This is a genomic window from Methylobacterium isbiliense (genome assembly GCF_022179325.1).
Taxonomy (GTDB): domain Bacteria; phylum Pseudomonadota; class Alphaproteobacteria; order Rhizobiales; family Beijerinckiaceae; genus Methylobacterium; species Methylobacterium isbiliense.
This window is the reverse complement of the sequence record NZ_BPQQ01000028.1, coordinates 1-18,828: the sequence shown is the minus strand read 5'-3', so window position 1 is coordinate 18,828 and position 18,828 is coordinate 1. Positions and strand designations below refer to the sequence as shown.

The 18,828-nt window shown below is 68.8% G+C and carries 20 protein-coding genes; 17 read left to right on the top strand and 3 right to left on the bottom strand.

Going from position 1 to position 18,828, the window contains the following annotated elements:
* Positions 1 to 24 precede the first annotated feature (24 nt).
* Positions 25 to 426, top strand: coding sequence for an HK97 gp10 family phage protein (locus tag MFF61_RS12390; protein ID WP_306423391.1), 402 nt, complete (start codon positions 25 to 27; stop codon positions 424 to 426).
* Here the strand turns inward: MFF61_RS12390 and MFF61_RS12385 are convergent.
* Positions 384 to 608: a hypothetical protein gene (locus MFF61_RS12385; protein WP_238235434.1), complete on the bottom strand. Its 225-nt coding sequence runs from the start codon at positions 606 to 608 to the stop codon at positions 384 to 386. The genes MFF61_RS12390 and MFF61_RS12385 overlap by 43 nt on opposite strands.
* A 17-nt stretch (positions 609 to 625) precedes the next feature.
* Between MFF61_RS12385 and MFF61_RS12380 the strand changes: the two genes are divergently transcribed.
* The 5 genes from MFF61_RS12380 to MFF61_RS34130 all read left to right on the top strand — a co-directional run bounded on the left by MFF61_RS12380 (position 626) and on the right by MFF61_RS34130 (position 2,703).
* Positions 626 to 1,084, top strand: a complete 459-nt coding sequence (locus tag MFF61_RS12380) for a phage tail terminator-like protein (protein WP_238235433.1) — start codon at positions 626 to 628, stop codon at positions 1,082 to 1,084.
* A gap of 72 nt (positions 1,085 to 1,156) precedes the next feature.
* The gene (locus MFF61_RS12375) at positions 1,157 to 1,651 is read left to right on the top strand and encodes a hypothetical protein (RefSeq protein WP_238235432.1); all 495 of its coding nucleotides are present in this window, start codon (positions 1,157 to 1,159) and stop codon (positions 1,649 to 1,651) included.
* A 13-nt stretch (positions 1,652 to 1,664) separates the two neighbouring features.
* Complete coding sequence (locus MFF61_RS12370; protein ID WP_238235431.1) at positions 1,665 to 1,967, top strand: hypothetical protein; 303 nt, start codon at positions 1,665 to 1,667, stop codon at positions 1,965 to 1,967.
* Positions 1,964 to 2,395, top strand: a complete 432-nt coding sequence (locus tag MFF61_RS12365; protein ID WP_238235430.1) for a hypothetical protein — start codon at positions 1,964 to 1,966, stop codon at positions 2,393 to 2,395. Before MFF61_RS12370 ends, MFF61_RS12365 begins: the two co-directional genes overlap by 4 nt.
* Positions 2,293 to 2,703: a phage tail assembly chaperone gene (locus MFF61_RS34130; protein ID WP_444543593.1), complete on the top strand. Its 411-nt coding sequence runs from the start codon at positions 2,293 to 2,295 to the stop codon at positions 2,701 to 2,703. The genes MFF61_RS12365 and MFF61_RS34130 overlap by 103 nt, the downstream gene beginning before the upstream one ends.
* 1 nt (position 2,704) lies before the next feature.
* Here the strand turns inward: MFF61_RS34130 and MFF61_RS12360 are convergent, their stop codons facing one another.
* Positions 2,705 to 3,049: a hypothetical protein gene (locus tag MFF61_RS12360; RefSeq protein ID WP_238235429.1), complete on the bottom strand. Its 345-nt coding sequence runs from the start codon at positions 3,047 to 3,049 to the stop codon at positions 2,705 to 2,707.
* Positions 3,050 to 3,074: 25 nt separating this feature from the next.
* Between MFF61_RS12360 and MFF61_RS12355 the strand changes: the two genes are divergently transcribed.
* From MFF61_RS12355 to MFF61_RS12310, 10 genes are all read left to right on the top strand, one after another.
* A complete protein-coding gene (locus MFF61_RS12355) occupies positions 3,075 to 6,446 on the top strand; it encodes a phage tail length tape measure family protein (RefSeq protein ID WP_238235428.1) in 3,372 nt (1,123 codons plus the stop codon).
* Complete coding sequence (locus MFF61_RS12350) at positions 6,443 to 6,868, top strand: hypothetical protein (protein WP_238235427.1); 426 nt, start codon at positions 6,443 to 6,445, stop codon at positions 6,866 to 6,868. Before MFF61_RS12355 ends, MFF61_RS12350 begins: the two co-directional genes overlap by 4 nt.
* Positions 6,868 to 7,374 carry a DUF1833 domain-containing protein gene (locus MFF61_RS12345; protein ID WP_238235426.1) on the top strand — a complete coding sequence of 169 codons (507 nt, stop codon included), beginning with the start codon at positions 6,868 to 6,870 and terminating at the stop codon, positions 7,372 to 7,374. The genes MFF61_RS12350 and MFF61_RS12345 overlap by 1 nt, the downstream gene beginning before the upstream one ends.
* A 4-nt stretch (positions 7,375 to 7,378) precedes the next feature.
* A complete protein-coding gene (locus MFF61_RS12340) occupies positions 7,379 to 7,813 on the top strand; it encodes an NlpC/P60 family protein (RefSeq protein ID WP_238235425.1) in 435 nt (144 codons plus the stop codon).
* Entirely contained in the window at positions 7,803 to 10,730 is a 2,928-nt protein-coding gene (gene gpJ / locus MFF61_RS12335; RefSeq protein WP_238235424.1) for a TipJ family phage tail tip protein, read from the top strand. The genes MFF61_RS12340 and gpJ overlap by 11 nt, the downstream gene beginning before the upstream one ends.
* A gap of 76 nt (positions 10,731 to 10,806) precedes the next feature.
* Entirely contained in the window at positions 10,807 to 12,444 is a 1,638-nt protein-coding gene (locus MFF61_RS12330) for a sialate O-acetylesterase (protein WP_238235423.1), read from the top strand.
* A 25-nt stretch (positions 12,445 to 12,469) separates the two neighbouring features.
* Positions 12,470 to 13,720, top strand: coding sequence for a phage head spike fiber domain-containing protein (locus tag MFF61_RS12325; RefSeq protein WP_238235422.1), 1,251 nt, complete (start codon positions 12,470 to 12,472; stop codon positions 13,718 to 13,720).
* 10 nt (positions 13,721 to 13,730) lie between these two features.
* Entirely contained in the window at positions 13,731 to 13,934 is a 204-nt protein-coding gene (locus MFF61_RS12320) for a hypothetical protein (protein ID WP_238235421.1), read from the top strand.
* A 5-nt stretch (positions 13,935 to 13,939) separates the two neighbouring features.
* Positions 13,940 to 15,622 (top strand): hypothetical protein, encoded by a 1,683-nt coding sequence (locus MFF61_RS12315; RefSeq protein WP_238235420.1) that lies wholly within the window; start codon positions 13,940 to 13,942, stop codon positions 15,620 to 15,622.
* Positions 15,622 to 17,190, top strand: a complete 1,569-nt coding sequence (locus MFF61_RS12310; protein WP_238235419.1) for a right-handed parallel beta-helix repeat-containing protein — start codon at positions 15,622 to 15,624, stop codon at positions 17,188 to 17,190. Before MFF61_RS12315 ends, MFF61_RS12310 begins: the two co-directional genes overlap by 1 nt.
* 5 nt (positions 17,191 to 17,195) lie before the next feature.
* On the opposite strand, the gene MFF61_RS12305 is transcribed toward MFF61_RS12310, so the two are convergent.
* Entirely contained in the window at positions 17,196 to 17,840 is a 645-nt protein-coding gene (locus MFF61_RS12305) for a DUF1796 family putative cysteine peptidase (RefSeq protein ID WP_238235418.1), read from the bottom strand.
* A 170-nt stretch (positions 17,841 to 18,010) separates the two neighbouring features.
* On the opposite strand from MFF61_RS12305, the gene MFF61_RS12300 reads away from it, so the two are divergent.
* Positions 18,011 to 18,709 (top strand): NlpC/P60 family protein, encoded by a 699-nt coding sequence (locus MFF61_RS12300; protein ID WP_238235417.1) that lies wholly within the window; start codon positions 18,011 to 18,013, stop codon positions 18,707 to 18,709.
* Positions 18,710 to 18,828 lie beyond the last annotated feature (119 nt).

Sequence of the window (18,828 nt, the reverse complement as noted above, 5' to 3'; positions counted from 1 at the left end):
TGGGTCCGTGAGACGGAGCAACGGATGACGGCGGTCTTCCGCGAGAGCGCGCAGCGCGTCATCGCCGAAGCGCAGAAGCCGGTCGCGCAGGGCGGCCGGATGCGGGTCGACACCGGATTCCTGCGCGCGAGCGGCACAGCCTCCCTGAACGGCCTGCCGCCCGCGACGCGGGATCGGCCGGGCGAGGGGACCTTCGTCTACAACCCGGCAGCGGCGGCGCTGGTGATCGCCGGCGCCGGGATCGGAGATACGATCCACTTCGGCTGGACGGCTTCCTACGCCCGGCACCGCGAGTACGGGACCTCATCGCAGGCGCCGGACGCCTTCATGCGCACCGCCGCGCAGCAGTGGCCCGCGATCGTGGCCCGGGTCTCGGGCGAACTTCAATCCCGCTCGCTGAGTGGCGGGGCGACGCCGGGCAGATGATCACTGCCCGCCTCCATCGCCGCGACAAGGGCGAACTGCAGCAGGGCCAGGGCGCGCCGCGCCGCCGTGTGTGCGGTGTAGCCGCGGATCGTCTCGGGGCGCCCGTCACCGAGCGCCTCAAGGGCAGCGTGCAGGCGATCGTGCACGTCCTCGTCGGTGAGGGGGCGGTCGGCGTCGGTCATCGCCGGGAGCGTACCACATGGCGGTGAGCGGCACTGAGGCGCAGATCTACGAGGCGCTGGCGTGGTTCATCGGCCAGCAGGCGCTCGAGCTCACGCCGCCGTTCGACCCAGCCTTGGGTAAGGATGTCAGCTTCCCGGGCGTGGCGTTCAGCCCGAAGCTGCGCAAGCCCTACCTCGACGTGGCGGTCATCCCCAATGGGGCAGAACTGATCGGCCACGCCTTCGACAGCGCCGTGGAGGCCGTTGGTCTGCTGCAGATTGCGGTGATGTGGCCAGCGGGCGAGGGCAACGTGAAGCCCATGCAGGTCGCCGGGCAGGTCGTCCTGCGCTTTAAGCCGGGCACGGTGATCGCCCGCAACGACGTTGAGATCCGGTTCGAGGAGCAGCCGCAGGTGGCGGCGCCGCTGCAGGAATCGGACTGGACCCGCGTGCCCGTCACCATCCGCTGGCGAGCTTCGGCGCCGCCGAACGCCTGATCTCCACCCGGGCGCCCAGCCCGATCCGACCGCCTCTAGGCGGTCTCTCCGCGCGCCTGAAAGGATACCACCATGGCGAAGCGTTACCCCGTCGCAGGCTGCAAGTTCTTCATCAGCACCGCAGCGATGGACGAGCCGGACGAGACCTTGGATGCAACGGCCTTCACAGCCATTACGTGGACCGAGGTCAAAAATTGGAAGGAGATGGGCTCCATCGGCGACGCTGCGCAGGTGATCACGGACCAGATCATCGGCGATGCGCGCGATCACAAGGCGCTCGGCACGAAGAACGCCGGCTCGATGCAGAACCTGTTCTCGAACGATCCGACCGATGCGGGCCAGCAGGCCCTCGTCAACGCCGCCGGCACCAACGTGAATTACGGCTTCAAGCTGGAGATGAACGACAAGCCTGCGACTGGGTCCTCGCCGAAAAACTCTCTGCGCTACTTCGTCGGCCTTGTCGCAACCGCGCAGGAGACGGGCGGCACGGCCAACAACATCCGCAGCCTCTCCGCGACTATCGAGATCAACTCGAAGATCGTGCGCGTCGCCGCGTCGGCGAGCTGATCGGGAGGGCGTCATGACGAAGGCGCGTGAGCGCGAGGCCGCGTCGGCCTCGGACGTGATCGAGATCCCGCTGCGCGACGAGCGCGGCGGGGAGATCGGGGTGACCCTCCGCCTTGGCCCCGTGCCCGACGAGCCGGCCGAGGACGATCCGAGCGGCGTCAAGACGCTGGCCGCCCGCGTCCAGGGCTGGTCGAAGCTCGTCGTCGACGGCGAGACCTACACCTTCTCCAGGGCGCGAGCGCTCGCGCTCCTCCAGCGGTTCCCGCATTTCCGCCACCAGGTCGCCATGGCGGCCGCATCCCCGAGCGACAGGTGATCGACTTCGGCCTTTCCAGTTACGACGATCTCCAGAGGTCCCAGGACGACGGCGTCGACGTGCCCGTCTACAACCCGGGCAGCGACGCGGTGCTGTTCACGATCCGGGTCCACGGCCCGGACAGCGCGCAGCAGGATCGCGCGCGCGAGCGGCAGGCGGAGGAAAGCGCGTTGCGCGGTCAGCAGATGCCGCTCACGCGCGACGAGATCCTCCAGCAGGATCTCGTGTTCCTCGCGCGGTGCTGCTCGGCCTGGACGGCCAGGGACCCGGCGAGCGGCGCCGCGATCCCGTTCACCGAAGAGGCGGCCGTCGAGCTGTTCCGGCGATACCGGCCGATCCGCGCGGCGGTCGACGGCGCGGCGGCCAACCGCGCGCGTTTTATTCGGCGGTCACCGACCGCCTCTGCCGAGCCGTCCGCGACGAACTGAACAAGCAGCCGGCCGCGATTCCCCCAGCCGGCGCGCACGTCTGGCGCTGGTTCTGGTCGCTCAGCAACCAGCGCACCGGGACCGGATCCGGGCCCAACGCCCTGCCGTTCAGCGAAATCGAGGCGTGGGGCCGCCTCAAGCGGATCCGCCTCAAGAGGTGGGAGCTCGACGCCATCCTGGCGATGGATCGCGTCTACGGCGACGTGATCGTGGCGAGGATCAAGGCGGAGGCGGGCCGGGAGGGCGAGGGCGACGCACCGCTCGGGCCGCCGCTCACCGCGGACGCCTTCGACGCCCTGTTCGGATAGGTCAGCGGTAGGCGCCGGGGACGGTCAGCTGGTCCTCCAGGCCCTTGTAGGCGCGGATGACATCGGCACACGGCGGGTTGCGGCCGTTCACTTGATCGAGGGCCGCGGCCCGCACGGCCTCCGCATGGACGGCCTCAAGCCGCGCGGCCGGCACGCCGGGGCCTTCGGTCCGGGCGAACTCCAACCCCTTCCGGCCGGTCGCCGACGCGCGCGCGGCTGAGAGCCCGCACGCGGTCGCGCCGCCGATCGCTACCCCGAGATCCCGGGCGAAGCGAAGCGCCTCCGCATCGCCGGCGCGGGCGCCGCCGCTCGACAGGCCGCTCGCCAGGACGACGGCGAGCGGCACCAGAAGCATCGAATGCGAGCGTTGCATGACGGCTGACCTGGCCTCCCTCGGATTTGCGATCGATAGCCGCCCGCTGGTCGAGGCGTCTACCGCCATGGACGATATGGCGGAGGCCGCCGGCCGTGCGGAGGCCGGCGCAGCAGGCCTGCAAGGCGGCGCGGACCGGCTTGCGGCCGCGACCCGCAACACCGTCGTCGCGCTCTCGGCGGCGGGCCGGTCCTACTCCGATCTCGGAACCCAGGTGCGAGCCGCGAGCGGCGCCGTCGACCAGTTCGTTGCGCGCGCGCCTCGCGTCGCGACCGAGATCGATCGCGAGGCCGAGGCCGTCAAGCGCGCGGCCGCGCAGTGGCGCGCCTACGGCGAGGCCGGACGGCAGGCCGTGCAGTCGTTCGATCTCAACCGGCGTGCGAGCGCGGCGCTCGGGGGACTGTCGAGCACCGGCGGCGTGCCGATGGCGCCCGGGCCGGGCCGCGCGTCCGTCGCGAATGACAACGGCCGGGCCTTCCAGTTGCAGAACCTCGCCTTCCAGGGCGGCGATGTCATCGCCTCGCTCGCCTCGGGCGGCGGGCTCGGGCGGATCGCGCTCCAGCAGGGGCCGCAGATCGCCCAGAGCTTCATGGGGCCGAACGGCCTCTCCGGCGCGGACGTCTTCGGCGCGATCGCGACCGGCGCGTCCCGGGCCGCCGGCTTCATCGCGAGCGCGGCCGGCGCGATGACGGGCTTTGCCGGCGCGGTGCTCGTCGCCGTCTCGGCGCAGCAGTCATACTCAGCAAGCCAGACCGAACTCGCGCGCAGCCTCGCGGGGGCGGGCCGCGCCTCGGGAGAGGCGGTCGCGAGCCTCAACGCGGCCGCGACCGCCGCCGCCGCCGCCTCGGGGATCTCCGAGCGCGCCGCGCGGGGCCTTGCCGGCACCTATGCGGCGACGGGCAAGATCAGCGGCGACGTCCTCGAAGACCTGATCCGCCGGACCCGGGACTATGCCGCGACGACGGGGCAGGATCTTGAGGCGGCCGGCGGCGATCTCGCCAAGGCGTTCGCGGATCCCGCGAAGGGTGCCGCGGAGTTGAACCAGCGGCTCGGGATCCTCAACGACACGCAGCAGCGCAACATCGAGACGCTCGCGGCGCAGGGCAACCGGCTCGGCGCGCAGCGGATCCTCATCGACGCCATGAATGGCTCGCTCGCCCGCGCGAGCGAACTGACGACCGGCTGGGCGAGGCTGACCCAAGCCGCCGGCACGGCGGTCTCCGACACATGGGATCGCATCGGGCAGGCCGTCGACCGCGCGGTGACCGGCGGCTCGCTCGACGAGCAGCTCGCCAACGCGGAGGCGCGCCTGGGCAACGTCAGCCGCAACAACGCCCGGCCCGGGCTGTTCGGGCCCGCCTCGTCGCTTCAAGCCCAGATCCAGGCCGAGGTCGACCAGCTGCGGATGCAGCGCGACGACCGCAACCGCCGCACGCAGCAGGTTCAGGCCAATCTCAACTCGATCGAGATCGGCAACCTGCGGCGCTCGCTCGACCCGGCCGGCGAGCAATTGCGCGACCTGACGAACCAAGCTCAGAAGCTGCGCGCGGCGATCTCCGACCCGATCAAGTGGGGCCTCGATGCCTCCGCGCTCGCGGCGACCGAGGCGGCGTTCGAGAGGATCAGCCGGCAGGCGATGGCGCTGCGGATGGACGTCGAGCGCTTCGGCGACGCGGGCACCGCGGCCGCCGTGCGCGCGGCCGAATTGCAGAACCGGACCGCGACGATGGCGGGGCCGGCCCGTTCGGTCGCCGAGCGCGAGGAGGCCTATCGGCAGGCGCTCATAAACCGCGGGCTCGACCCGAACGCGACCCGGGATACGGTGCTGGAGCGGTTCAACCCGCAGCTCGCCAACGACAACCTGGGCCCGCGCGAGCTCCAGGCGATCGCCAACGCGCGCGAGGAATCCTTGCGCGCCGTCGCCGAGCGGGAGGCGCTTCAGCGGATCCGCGACCTCGGCAACGACACGACGCGCCAGCAGACCTATCGATCTGCTGGCCGTTACGGGACCAGTATCCGTGACGTGCCCGAGCAGTACCGAAACACGGTTTACGATGCGGCGGTCAGCCAAGGCCTTGAGCCGGATTTCCTCGCATCTATCTTCCGGCGGGAGTCGCGGTTCAGACCGGATGTGATCAGCGGCAGAACGCTCAGTCCCGCAGGCGCGATCGGGCCGTTCCAGTTCATGCCCGAGACTGCCGCCGCCATGGGTGTCAACCCTCGCGACTTCACGAGCTCCGCCTTCGGCGCCGCACGTATGCTTCGTGAGCGCCTCGACGCGCGCAATGGGAACGAAGCGCTCGCGATTGGCGATTGGAACTGGGGCCAAGGTCGCGTGAACAGGGTCGGTGGCGACGTGACGCGCTTCCCCGCCGAGACCCGAGGCTTCATCGCGGAAGTGCTTCAGCGTCGCCCTGAGGCCGGCGATCTCGTCTCGGCCGAGCGCGAGCGGCGCACGGCGATCCGCCAGGACGCCGAAGCGCTCCGGCTTGCGACGGAGGCCAACGGGCGCGACGCCGAGGGCCTGCGCGCCCGCACGGAAGCCCAACAGGCTATCATCCGCGAGCAGGGGCGCGGAGTAGACGTCTCGAAGGAATACGCCGCCTCGCTCCGGGCGGAAGCGGCGGAGCGCGCCCGGATCATTTCGGGACAGCGGATGCTCCAGTACGGCCTCGACTCCGGGTTCGAGCGCGATCAGCTCGGGCGGGACTCGGCGACGGCCGCCGCCTTCTCGCGCGCCCGGTCCGTCGTTGGCGACACGGATTCGGCCGCCGCGCAGAGCATCATCGCGACCGAGCAGATGACCGCCGGCTTCCGCGAGATCAAGTCGGCGGCCAACGGCGCGCTCTCGGGGTTCCTGACCGACGCGCGTCAGGGCGTCTCGCTGGTCTCGTCGATCGGCAACCTGACCGGCCGAATCGCCGACCGCTTCCTGACCCTCGCGTCGGACCGGGTCATCTCCAGCATCCTCGGCGGGCTGATGGGCGGCTCGGGGTCGAGCGGGGGCGGGCTGCTCTCCGGCCTCGCGTCGATCCTCGGCGGCGCGGCGCTGCCGAAGTTCGCGGAGGGCGGCGTGACAAGCGGACCATCGCTTGCGGGCGAGGAGCCCGGTCAGCGCGAGGCAGTCATTCCGCTCTCCGGCAACCGCTTCGTGCCGGTTCAGCTGATGGGCGCCGCCAACTCGAACCCGCCGCCCCAGGTCGTGCTCGCCCCGAACATCATCAACCAGGTGCCGAACGCACAGGTCACGATGCGGCCGACCGCCGACCCGCGGCGCCCGGAGATCGTGGTGAGCGAGCTCGTGGCGGGGACGTGGAATAGCCCGCAGATGCGCCAAGCCCGCGCTCAGCCGACGGTCGCCGTCCGATGATCCCCGTCTGGCCCGCCGACCTCCCGCAGCGCTTCCGGGCGGCCGATTCATCCTTTGGCTTCGGCGATGGGCGGCTCCGCACGCCGATGGATGCCGGTCCGCCGAAAGTGCGCCGACGCTTCTCCGCCGTCGTCAAGCCGGTCACGCTGTCCTGGCGGGGGTCCGAAGACGACGTCGCGCGGTTCGAGCGGTTCTTCGAGGAGGAGATCGCCGGCGGCTCGCTGCCCTTCTTTCTCCCCGACCCGCGCCGTGACGGCCGCCCGCTGCTCACCGACGATGGTGTCGTGCTGCTCGACGACCAGGGCCGGCCGCTCCTCAACACGGCGTGGTGGCTCTGCCTGTTCGGCGAGACGGTGCCGACGCAGATCCCCGTCACCGGCCTGCTGATGCAGGTCAACATGCAACTCGCCGTGCTGCCCTGATGCCCCGCCTCATCAGCCTGAACGCCCGGCAGGCGGTGAATGCGCCTTGCACGGATCAGGTGCCGGTGGTGCTGACGGAGATCCGCCACAGCACGCTTGTGACGCCCCTCCGGCTCGCCACGGACTGGACGGTGCGCGTCTCGACCGAACCCCTCGTCTACGGCTTCCGTCACGGCGGAAACGTCTACGAGTTCATCCAGATGTCGGCCATCTGGCCCGACGATCAGGACCGGACCGCGCCCAAGACCACACTCGTGTTCGCCAACGTGACCCGGGACATGGTCGCGCCGCTGCGGGCGATCCTCGACCCGGTCTACGTCGACCTCACCATCGTCATGGCGGACACGCCGGACGTGGTCGAGGCCCGCTACACCAACCTCCGCGGCATCCGCGGATCCTGGGACGCCTCCCAGGTCCCCCTCGACATCTCGCGCGAGCCGCTGACGTCCGAGCCGATGCCGGCCGGGCGGATGACCAAGGCTCGCTTCCCGGGTCTCTTCAGGTAGGCCAATGCAGGACCACTGGAGCACCAGCTACGTCGGCCTGCCCTGGCTGGAGAAGGGCGACACGCGCGCGGGCGTCTCGTGCTGGGGGCTATGCCAGATCGTCTACCGCGACCTGGCCGGCATCGTCCTGCCCTCCTACGGCGACCGGTTCGCGTGCTCAGCCGAGCAAGCCGAGGTGCAGGCGATCATCCGCGGCGCGACCTCCGGGCCGGCCTGGGCGCCGGTGGCACTGGAGGACGCCCGCGATCTCGATGTGGCCGTGTTCGCCGTCGCCGGCCTCGACGCCCACGTGGGCCTCATCTGCGGCCCCGGGCGCATGCTGCACATCACGCACGGGCAGGACAGCGCCATTGTGGACTACCGCGCCGGCCGCTGGGCGCACCGTCTGTCCGGCATCTACCGGCACGCCGAGATGATGGAGCGCGCCCGTGCCGCCTGACGTTTCGGTCCTCGCGCTCGACAGCGTCTTCGACGCCTCGCGCCGGCACGCCCTGACGGTGGCGCCCGGCTGCAGCATCGCGGACATCGTCACGCGCGCCTACCCGGCGCTCCTGCCGGCTCACCGTGCGCTCCTGCGCGTCACCATCGGCGAGCAGGAGGTGATCCCGGCCATCTGGGCGCAGGTCCGCCCGAAGCCCGGCGCGCAGCTCGTGATCCGCCCTGTGCCGCAGGGCGACATCATGCGCAACGTGCTGTCGATCGCGGTGACGGTCGGCGCGCTGGCGCTGGGCCAGTTCTACGCCCCAGCGCTTGCGGGCGCCCTCGGCATCGGCAACTCGCTGGCGCAGGGCCTCATCACCGGCACGGCGCTGCTCGCCGGCACGCTCCTCGTCAACGCCCTGGTGCCGCCGCGCCAGGACGCGCAGAACAAGCCCACCTACGCGATCCAGGGCTTCCAGAACCAGCTGACGCCCGACGCGCCGGTGCCGCTGATCCTCGGCAAGATCCGGGTCGCGCCGGTCTACGCCGCCACGCCTTACACGCAGGCGGTGGGCGACGAGCGCTTCGTGGTCGCGAAGTTCCTGTGGGGCTACGCGCCGCTCGTCATCCGCAACCTCCGCATCGGCGAGACGCCCATCGAGCGCTTCGCAGATGTGCAGATTGAGACCCGCTATGGGCTGCCGGACGAGCCGCCGCACACGCTCTACACGAAGCAGGTCATCGAGGAGGCGCTGTCCGTCGAACTGAAGACGCCAGCGGTGCCGACCGGCGGCCCGCAGATCCGGACCACGGCCTCGGACTGCACCGGCTGCGAGATCGACATCACGGCCCCGGGCGGCATCTTCGCCGTGAACAAGGATGGCGCTTACCAGAACTTCACGGTTGCCCTGACCTGCCGCTACCGCCGGAGCGGGACCGATGCCTGGACCGCGGGTCCAGCCATCTCGATCACCTCCAAGAAGGCGAGCGCGCTCACCCGCACGATCCCGATCACGTTTCCCGAGCGTGGGCGGTACGAGATCGAGTTGCTGCGCACCACCATCGATTGGGACGAGGCGGACCAAGCCAAGAAGGAGGTGCAGCGCCACGGCCGCACGGTCTGGTCGGTGCTGCGCTCGTTCCGGCCCGAGTACCCGATCGACTTCGACAAGCCGCTGGTCACGACGGACGTCCGGATCCGCGCGACCGGGCAGCTCAACGGCATGCTCGACGCGCTCAACGGCGACGTGGTGTCCATCTGCCCGGATTGGGACGCGGACTCCGGCACGTGGACCCCGCGCGAGACCAACAACCCGGCCTCGCTGTTCCGCCACGTGCTCACCGGCCCGGCGATCACCTACCCGTTCACCGTGGACGAGGTGGCGGCGCTGCAGGACTGGCACGCCTTCTGTGTGGCCAAGGGGCTCACCTACAACCGGGTGCACAACTACGAGGCTTCCGTCCTCGACGTGCTCTCCGACATCGCGGCGGCCGGGCGCGCGAGCCCGCACGACAGCGGCACGGCCTGGGGCGTGGTGATCGACCGGGCGCTCGACACGGTGACGGCGCACATCTCGCCGCGGAACTCGTGGGGCTACCAGGGCGAGCGGCCCTATGTGATCCTGCCGCACGCCTTCCGGATCTCGTTCTTGGACGAGACGAATGCCTTCGCGCGGGCGGAGCGCATCGTGCCGCTGCCGGGCCACACCGGGCCGGTCACGATCACCGAGAAGCTCGACCTGCCCGGCGTGACGAGCCCGGATCAGGTCTGGCGGGAGGGCAAGCGCCGCGGCTACGAGATGCTCTACCGCCGCGACACCCATGTGGTGAACCAGGATTTCGAGGCGCTGCAGGTCTCGCGCGGCGACCGCGCGCAACTCTCGCATGACGTCCTCGACCGGACGATGCGAGCGGCTCGCGTGCGGTCCGTGTCGGGATCGACCGTGTGGCTGGACGATGTGGTCGAGATGGAGGAGGGCGGATCCTACGCCATCCGCTTCCGGCGCGCCGACGGATCGAGCCTCCTGCGCACGATTGCTACGGTGCCCGGCGAGACGCAGTCCGTCACGCTCACCGGCGCGGGCGATGCTCCGGCCGCGGGCAACCTCGCTTTCTTCGGCCCGGCAGCGCGGGAATCCTTCGCGGTCACGGTGAAGGGCATTGAGGCCATGACCGACCTCACGGCCCGCCTCACGCTGATCGACCACGCGCCGGAGATCGAGGCGCTGGTCGATGCCGAGATCCCGCCGCCGTGGAGCGGCCGCGCCGGCGGCGAGGCGCAGGAGCCGGCCGGCGCGCCGCTGGTGCCGATCATAGACGAGATCCAGTCCGGTCGACTGGCGGCCGATGCCGCCACGCCGGAGAACCCGTTCCCGGTGGTGGTGCTGCTCCGCGCCAACCCGGCCGAGACGCTGCCCGTCGCCTCGTTCCAGGTGCAGCACCGACCGCTCGGCAGCGGTGGGGCCTACAGCACGACGACAGCGGCCGCCGCCGCGGGCGCGGTGGTGCTGCCGGGCTACGATCGTGGCGACGAGGTCGAGTTGCAGGGCCGGGCGGTCGGGACGAACGGCGCGGCCGGCGACTGGACGGCGCCCCTCACCCACGTGGTCGCCGCAACCGACCCAGATGCCCCCTCGCCGCCGGAGAACCTGTCCGCGGAGTCCCCCGCCCCCGGGGTGATCCGCCTGCGCGTCACGAGCGGGCCGAGCCCGCAGACCGTCGGCGTCCAGTTCTACGCCACGTACAACTCCTCGCTGCCGTTCTCCTCCGCCTCGAAATTCCGAGAGCCGGTCGCCAGCGGCCCGAACGTGCCGCTGACCGTGGACTTCAGCGGGCACATCAGCGGCCCCTATCGCTTCTGGGCGGTCGCGCTCGACAGCCTGGACGACCCCATCGAGAGCGTCCCTGTCGGCCCGGTCGACGTGACCGTCTCCTGACCCCGCACCGCCTCTCTCCGCACCGTCTCTGACCGGGTCGCTTCCGAGCGCCCTCTCCAGTCCTGGGATTCGCCGCATGGCCGATGGTATCCGCTCCACCAACCTCGAACTGAACAACAGCAACCTGCGCGAGGTGCTGGGGCACGTCGATCTGGGCGGTGGCGTCATGGTGCTTCGGCGCCAGCCGATCGAGGTGTTCGTCGCCTATCTGGCGGGGTTGGCCGGCGTCGATCCGAACTTCGTGGCGGAACTCGCCGCGCAGATCACGCAGGAGACAACGGACCGGCAGGCGGCCGACGCGGCCGAACTCGCACGGGCGCAACTGGCAGAGGCCATCCTCGCGCGCACGCAGTCACGCACCGCGCTCGGACTGCTGTCGCAACTGGACGTGTCCACCAAGGGGCCTGTGCCGACCGCATTCGCGATAGACGAGGCCCGCGCCCGCAGCATCGTCATTCCCGACGCTGCCAGCACGATCGCGCTCTATCCGATCTTGGGTCAGTCGCTCGCGGTCGGCGCCACCACTGGCGCGGTCATCTCCACCACCACCGCCTACCCTGGCCGGCAGCTCATGCCGGCGGGAGGCCTGCATACCTACGGCTCGCTCTCCGATCTCATCGACATGCGGGAAGGGGTTGACATCGTTGAGTACGAAACGATTGCCAGCGGCTTTGCGAGCCACCTGATCCGCGACCTGGATGCCGCGATCCCCAACAACAACTTCCGCATCGCGAGCTTCATCTCGGCCCTTGGAGGGCGAAGCTACTACCAGCTCACCGAAGGTTCCGAGCAGTTCACCTTCGCAATGCGGTCAATCCATCAGGCGTATCAGCAGCAGCGCCTCAAGGGTAGTCGCCTCGTCGTGCCGGGCGTGCTCTGGATACAGGGCGAGAATGACGTTTCGGCCGGTTGGGGCGACCATTACGACTTGATGCTGCACCAGCTCCAGCAGAGGCTGCAGGCGCGTATCCAAGCGATCACGGGCCAGACCGAGCCTGTCATCCTCTACGTCTCGCAGACCAACCACATCAACCCGTGGGACGCGACAGTCTATCAGCGGCTGCAAGAGGCCCAGATCCGCGCCGCGGCGTGCAATCCTCTCATCTGTCTCGTGGGGCCAACGTATTCGTTTGCCGTCAACTCGGCCGATCACATCCACAAGACGAGCCGGGGCGCATACGAAATGGGCCAGATGTTCGCGCGCGCGGTGTTCATGCGGCAGTACGGCTCGGCCCGCTCTCCGGCGCTGACCCCTATCGACGTCTGGCGCGCGACCCCGCCGAACGGCGTCGCGGCCCGCCTCTGTGCCACGTTCCGCGTGCCCGTGGAGCCCCTGGTGCTCGACACCTCCGGCAACGTCATTGCCGTCTCGGGCGCGGCTGCGGCTCCGAACGGCACCGGAGGCGGCTACGGCTTCTGGGTGTACGACGACTTGGGCAATGTCGTGCCGATCTCGTCCGTCTCCGTCGCAGTTCCTTCAACGCAGTTCCTTGGGGCGCCGCGTCTCAACATTGACCTCGCCGTGGCGCCAACCTCTCGTTATCTGCGCGTCAACTATGCGCAGCGCCGCGACAACGACAACGCGGACACGAACGACGGCCCGCTCACGGGCGCCCGCGGGTGCGTGCGGGACAGCGCGGCGCACGTCTCCATCGTTGGCGGCGGCCAGCAGCATAATTGGTCCGTGCAGTTCTCGCGCCTGATCGCGGCCTGACCCAAGTTCATTCGGAGTATTTTCAATGGTAGCTCTCGGGCGCCTCGGCGCGCTGACGCCGGCCAGCGCGTCGCTCGATTTGAATTTTGTCACCGGGCAGGCGCTCGTCGGCAAGTCCAAGTCTGCCGTCGAGGCGGCTCTTGCTTTCGATCGCGAGAGCGCGGCGTGGAACTATGACATCGGCGGGTTGCTTCGGCAGGCGACCGCGGATGAGATGCGCCTTGCCTACGACCCGCACTCGGGGCTGCCGCTCGGCCTCCTGATCGAGCCAGGATCGACCGACATGTGGAGCCGGACCGAGACCTTCACCGATGGGGTGTGGGGCAAGTCGGGCGTGTCGCTGTTCTCGACGTCGGTGTCTGGCCTCTCCGGGATCAACTCGGGCACTCGCGTCGTGGACAACGGCGCCACGCCGGGGTCGATCAGCAGAACAGTCGGCATCGCCACGGGAGCAGCCGCGTACACCGCAAGTTTCGTGGCCCGCGCGGTCCTGGGCGGCGCTCGATACATCGAGATCAATGTTTATCTCGCTGGTGGATCAGGCGACCAGGGCGGCAGTGTCGTTTTCGACTTGGTGCTCGGTCGCGTCGTGTCAGCATCCGGCGTGTACTACGGCATGCTCCCGGCGCCCGGCAATTCGTGGCGCTGCATCATTGGAGCTTACAACACCAACGGCAATTCGGGCTTGGCGGTCGGCCTGCGGCGGTGGCCGTCCGATCCGACCACTGGCTATGATCTGCTCGCGGCGTCTCTCGAAGCGCGGGATGCCGCCACCTCCCTGATCCGGTCCGACGCGACGGGCCTGACGCGGGCGGCCGAGACGGCCTCCTTGCCAATGGGTGATTGGTTCAATCCGCTGGAAGGCTCTTTCTTCGCTGAGATCATCACCAACGCTTCCCCGTTTGCAGACCAACAGATCCTGGCTGTGCGCAATAACGGCGGCGGCGTCATGGGTCTGTCCCGCAGTCAATTCGGACCCGCGATTGCGGTAAGCGCCCCTGGTCTCGGAATGACGATGTACGGGGCGCCGCAATTCGGTTCGGTGCGCGCCGGCTTCTCGTATTCCGGCGCCGGGTGGGTCGGCGTCAAGTTGGGCGGCGGCAACGACTACATCTATGGCTCTGCTCTGACCGCTTCGGGCGCCGTGCCATCCGGTCTGACCACGCTCGATCTCGGGCACTACAACGGCGGCTCGCAGCTCAACGGCATTCTGCGCCGCGTGGTCTACTTCCCGCGCGCTCTCAGCGCGACCGAACTCTCCAACGTCATCTCGTGAGGGCGCCGCGATGGCCATTGAGAAGCAACCTGATCTGGCCCGCGACCAGCGCTTCGTCATGCCGGGCGATCCGGCGGCGGCCGTCTACGTCGTGCTGAGCGATCAGTTCGGCACGGTTCGCTACGTCGTGGAGGGCTCTGAGCCGCCGCGCGTCATGGAAATGCCGACCGAAATCTTCCGGCAGATGACGGAAGCAGCGGCAGCGGCGGAGTAGACATCATGCAGCCTGCCCGCACCGATCTTGTCCTCGAAAAGGGGGACACGACGCCGCTCATCTTCAGGCTGTGGACCATGAACGGCTCCGAGAAGGCGCCGCTCGTGCTTGGACCGGGGGAAGTGTTTGGCCTCGTGCTGAAGTCGGGGGCGCTTACGATCTCAGCGCGTACCGACGACACCTCGCCGGCCGGGCTGATCCTCGACAGCACGGAAGACCAGACCGTCCTGCGCCGCGCGCTCACGCTGGAGGAAGCCAGCAAGATCGCGCTCGGCCGGGTCGGCACCTTCGACCTGATCCGCTATCCGTCCACGCTCCAGCGCAAGACGTATCTGACCGGCACGGTGACGGGCATCGCGGCGCCGAAGCCGGGGCCGGGCCTGCAGATGCTCGACCTCACGGTGAGCGATGTGGCGGTGACCGTCGACGTCATCGTGACGGACGTGGGCGGCGGTGCCTCTACGGCAGAGGCCAAGAGCTACACCGACGCCAAGATCGCAGCGCTCGACGGCGGCGCGCCGGCGGGGCGCAAGACCTTCAAGGGCCTGTCCGACGCCCTGACGGCCGGTGATGCGCAGACCGTCGCCACTGCGGCCGCAGATGCCGCCACGAAGGCCAGCGCGGCCCAGGCCGCGGCCATCGCGGCTGCTGCCACGGATGCCAGCGCGAAAGCCAATGCGGCCCGCGACGCCGCTATCACAGCCGCTGCGGCCGATGCTGCCACCCAGGCCGAAGCCGCGCGCGATGCTGCGATCGAGGCCGCGGCACTGGACGCCACCAGCAAGGCGGATGCGGCTGAGTCCGACGCCATCACGGCCGCTGCGACGGACGCGAGTTCGAAGGCGAGCGCAGCCCAGGCGAACGCCATCTCGGCGGCGGCCGCGGACGCGACAGCAAAGGCCGAGGCCGCCCGAGTTGCGGCCATCTCGGCAGCAGCGACGGATGCCACGACGAAAGCGAGCGCCGCGCAGGCGGCGGCGATCTCTGCCGCGGCCACCGACGCCTCCACGAAGGCGAGCAATGCACAGGCGGCCGCCATCGCTGCCGCGGCGACGGACGCCAGCACCAAGGCCGCCAACGCGCAGAGCGCGGCCATCAGTGCCGCCGCCGCCGACGCGACGACGAAGGCCGACGCGGCGCGGGCCGCAGCCATCAACACGGCCGCCTCCGACGCGACGACCAAGGCGACCGCCGCTCAGAGCTACGCGATCACGACGGCGGGTTTGGACGCCACGGCGAAAGCGGACAGCGCCCGGGACGCTGCAATCTCAGCCGCGGCTGCGGATGCGACGAGCAAGGCGAACACTGCCCGGGATGCGGCGATCAGCGCTGCGGCCAACGACGCGACGACCAAGGCCGACACGGCTCGGACGGCGGCCATCTCGACAGCCGCGTCGGACGCCACGGCGAAAGCCAATGCGGCGGAGGCCAATGCCGTCTCGACTGTGCGCGGCGGCGTTGCCACGGCAAACGACACGCTCGGGAAGCTGGCGACGAACAAGGCCGACGCGGCGGCTGTCGATGCCGCCCTGGCGCTGAAGGCCGACAAGACCGGCATCGGCGCCTTGGTCACGGCCTGGGTCCTCTCTCTTCCGACATCACCGGACGGCCTCGGCCCTGGTCAGCCCTGGCGGATGGGCGACGCCTCCGGCGGCTACACCCTCGCGATCACCGGGACGAACACCTGATGCGCTTCCTCCTTCTCCTGGCGGCACTACTCGCCGCCTCTCCCGTCCTGGCGCAGGTAGATCCGGCCAAGACCCCGCCGATCACGGCCAAGAGCCTACGCCTCGGCGGCGGCATCACCTGCGCCGCCGGCTCGACATGCGACGGCTCTCCCCTGTCCGTTACGGTGCCGAGGACCGGCGGCGTTGCCCGATCGGCGGCCCAACGCCTCCTCGACATCATCAACGTCAAGGACCACGGCGCGAAGTGCGACTATGCCACCGATGACACGGTCGCTATTCAAGCCGCGCTAGACGCGGTCCATCCGACCTACGGGGGGGATGTCTGGCTGCCGCAGGGCGGGTGCGTCGTCACCGCCCCGCTCCGACTGCGCAAGCCCATCATCCATGTGCGCGGGGCGGGTCAGCACGTCTCACAAATCATCACGACATCGAGCACCTTCAACGTTTTCGAGCTGGAAGAGAACTATCACAGATTTTCCGAATTTCGCATCGCGCAGTACGGCGCCCCCACCGCCACACAGGTTTGGGCCATCCATGACAATACGACCGGCGGATCTGCGGACCTCGTAATCATAAATCTTGAGATCGGTGGCGGTCATAGTGGCATCTATAGCAAGGGTGGGCGAACGAATTTCTGGCGCCCAAAGATCACCAATATTGCGCCGGCGACAGGCGTAGGCATTCAGTTAGACGGCCCCGCCGAGGCGCGCGACATCTACGCGCCTTATATGGAGAATGCAGGCGGGCAGGATGCGAAAGCCGGCATTTACATCACGGGCGGCGCCGGCATCATCATCACCGGCACGCAGCTTCAGAAGATGGGCACGCCCCTGTGGGTGAAGCCCAACCCGAACTTCGTCATCACGTCGCTCATCATCACCGCATCGTATTTCGACACATCAACAGGTCCGGGGATGTGGCTTGATGCCGGGCCGGACAACACGCGGGCCATCACAAATGTGATGATGACGGGTTCGTGGGCGTCGTCAAACAGTGTCGGTGTCAAGATCAACGGCGTAACATCGGGCGTTCATCTGGCGAACTGCGAAATCTACGGCAACAGCGGCATCGGCATCGATACGACTGGCGCTGTGGCCGTAGATGGATTGCAGCTCACCGGAAACCAGATCTCGGGCAACGGCGGCGCCGGCATCGTCCTGGGATCGAACCTGCAACGGATCACCGTGACAGGCAACCACATCGGCCCCGCAGGCAAGTGGGGCGTGAACGTCGGCGGCATCCTCATCGGCTCGGGCGTCGATTATCTCACGATGGCCGCAAACAACGTCTCGGCCAACTCGTCGTATCAGATCACCAACAACTCAACCGCCACGCACAATCTACTGATCGGCAATAATGATGGCACGGGAAATCTTGTTCTCGGCAGGCCGTCTCTACCAGCTAACTCGACAACCGGGTTCCCCTACATGCCGGTCATCCCCGGAGACCCGACAGGATCCCCTGTTGTGATCGGAGGGACGGCGCCGTTCGCCGTCGCAAGCAGCGGGCAGAAACTGTGGGTCTATATCAATGGCGGGTGGAAGTACATCACGCTCCTGAACCCGTGAGTGACTTACGCCGCGTGCGACAGGGAGGGGGCCAGCGCGAGCCCGGCGAAGATGGCTCGCCACCCTTCCTCGTGTCCTGTCCAGCGCATGTGCTCCGGTCCGACGTAGGGCGGAACCGCTCTCTGCAAGACGTTCGGCAGTCCCCAATCCGGCTCGTGCCACCGTTCCTCCTGCACGACGAGCAGTGTCGCCGGGTGGGCGGCGCGAGCCCCGATCAGCGACATGAACCGCTCGGCGGCGGCGCGAGCCGTCGTGCCGACCGTCCACTCCGGCGTCAGCGCCCAGACGTACAAGCGGGGCTCCGGGTCGATTAAATCCTGGCGCCACCCCTGGATCAGATCCGCAACGGTGTCGCGCGCGGCAGGATACGCGGCATCAAACTGATCCGCGTCAATGCGGCCCTCTACGTCACGCGGAAAGATATGGTGGACGTACATGCCCGACGCCTCCCGCACCGTGTATCGGTCGGGAACAATCTGAAGGCGCTCGCGCTCGAAAAAGCCGTGAAAGTCATTCTCGATAAGATTGAGAGTGGTGTTGACGGGCGTGAAGTTCCAATCGAACAGCGACTTTGATCTTTTCAGGCCCGCCGCCTTGATTTGATGTGCGGTTGAGCACCACGCCCCGAGGCTCGTAATCTTAGCGAACATTTACTTCCACCGGATAATTTTGGGCCAGGCAGGCTATCGCGAAGTCTCAATATCTATTGCGGATTTCATTGGTGCGCAAGCTGTCGGGTGTTGTCGGCAATCCTCACGCCCGAAAATCCTGCGGCGAGATGGAAACCACTTTTGCTGCGGATAGGCTTTAGGAGATCCTGATGGTCGTCACTGAGATCCAGCGGGCGCTGATCGCGCGCGGCTACGACCTTGGACCCGGCGGCGCAGATGGCGACGCGGGACCGAAGACGATCGCCGCCGTGACCGCGTTCCAGCGCGCGGCGGGCCTCGTGGCGGACGGCATCGCCGGGCCGCTGACGCAGGCGGCGCTCCAGAAGGTGGACGTCACCGAGCGGCGCAACCCGGTGGAGAGGCCCGGGTGGCTGGTGCTGGCCGAGGCCGAGCTCGGCGTGAAGGAAGGCGCGGGCGCCGCCAACAACCCGCGGGTGGTGAAGCTGTTCGCGGACGCTGGCTTCCCCGGGATCAAGCAGGACTCAGTGGCGTGGTGCGCCGCGGCGGTGGGCGCCATGCTCGCGCGGGCCGGCTTCAAGCCGTCGGGCAGCCTCGCGGCGCGCAGCTATGAGGCTTGGGGCGTCGGCATCAAGGAGCCCGTCCTCGGGTGCATCGCCACGAAGCGGCGGGGCAACTCCTCGTGGCAGGGGCACGTGTTCTTCGTGGTCGGCGCCAACAAGGACACCGTGTTCGGCCTGGGCGGCAACCAGTCGGACGCCTGGACCATCGCGGCCTTCAAGCGCTCCGAGATCACCTCGTTCCGCTGGCCCGCCGGCCTGCCCCTCTGCGCCGACGCGAAGCTGCCGACGACGATCGCGGGCGCCAAGGCGGGCGTCTCCGAAGCCTGAATCAGAGGCCTCGGATTGCGAGCAGTTGCCCGAGCCAGCCTCCCCATGACGAAGGGCGGACCTTCGCCCGCCCTCGCCTCGACCATTTCCGATATTTTGGCTATCCGGATTTGAGTGTG